Annotated in this window: 2 protein-coding genes; both read right to left on the bottom strand. The window is 28.5% G+C overall.

The genetic code is table 11. The features are described 5' to 3' along the window. Positions 1 to 454: NTP transferase domain-containing protein (locus FZ949_RS09190; RefSeq protein ID WP_148790370.1), on the bottom strand; the 454-nt coding region annotated here is incomplete at its 3' end. A 45-nt stretch (positions 455 to 499) separates the two neighbouring features. Then, positions 500 to 1,163, bottom strand: a 664-nt coding sequence (locus FZ949_RS09195; RefSeq protein WP_262367798.1) for a thiamine pyrophosphate-dependent enzyme, incomplete at its 5' end; no start/stop codon positions are given.

Genomic DNA, 1,163 nt, shown 5'->3' on the forward strand with positions numbered 1-1,163 from the left:
ATACAGAAATAAGACTATAGTTTTCATCGGTCTCTATATATACTTCATCATTCGAATTTGTTTTATCACTTGCTAAAACAACATTGTCCAATTCATCTTCAAGAAGAAATTTTAATGCATCTTTTTCATATAATAAGTCGGACTCAAGGAGCAAAAAATCATCATTTAACTTTTCTCTCATACAATAAAGAGTATACATACTACTAGTTATCTCGTACTTATCACTTTTAACTGTTTCTATTTGTGGATAATTAAGTGAAAATTTTTCATATATTTCAGCCAAATAGCCAGTACCTATATATATTTTTTCAATTCCACATGATAATAAATTATCTATACTTCTTTTGACAAGAGAAATACCTTCTATTTCTAAGAAACCTTTTGGTTTTAATTTTGTCCTTTCTTTTAACCTACTTCCGAAACCTGCTGCCAGTATAACTGCTGTATTTATCATATCTTTTTTTAAAATATCCCTTTTGTTAAGTTTATTTTTATATTTTTAATTAAATTTATTAACTTTTACAACTTTTAGTGGCGGTCTTGGTACTTCATTATCTAGACCACACTTCACATGGATAAATTTTAATCCTTTAACAATTTTTACTTTTTGTTCAAATTCTTCAACACCATAAACTATGTTATCAACTACATATAGTCCACACGCTTTTGCGATGCTTATATAATCTAAATGCTTTTGATATGTACTCTGTCCACCAGTAGATTTATTTGACTCATTATCAAATAAAACGTAAGTTAAATTTATGTCATTTTTATATCTTCCGGCAGTAGCAAGTCCACCCATGTGCATAACAAATTCTGCATCACCACCACATACTATAACATTTTTACCTGCCTTAGCAGCTCCAAGTCCAATGCTTAAAGCTCCACCCATATTTCCAACCATATAAAAATTATTTGTATTTTTCATAAATGTATACATTTCTCTTGATGTGTTTCCAGTGGTTCCAATAATTAGCACATCATTATCTTTAAAAATTCTGTTCAAAGCCTCTAAAAACTTGCTTCTAGGAATATAAATAGACAAATCCAATTTATTTTTATCCTCAAGCTCAACTTTAGTAAAACTATTTTTTTCTATAATCCCAATAGTTGGTGTATTATTGCAGATTTCAATTTGTCTTATGGCATCATCAATATTATTA

The sequence above is a fragment of the Campylobacter concisus genome, from assembly GCF_902460545.1.
GTDB lineage: Bacteria > Campylobacterota > Campylobacteria > Campylobacterales > Campylobacteraceae > Campylobacter_A > Campylobacter_A concisus_AE.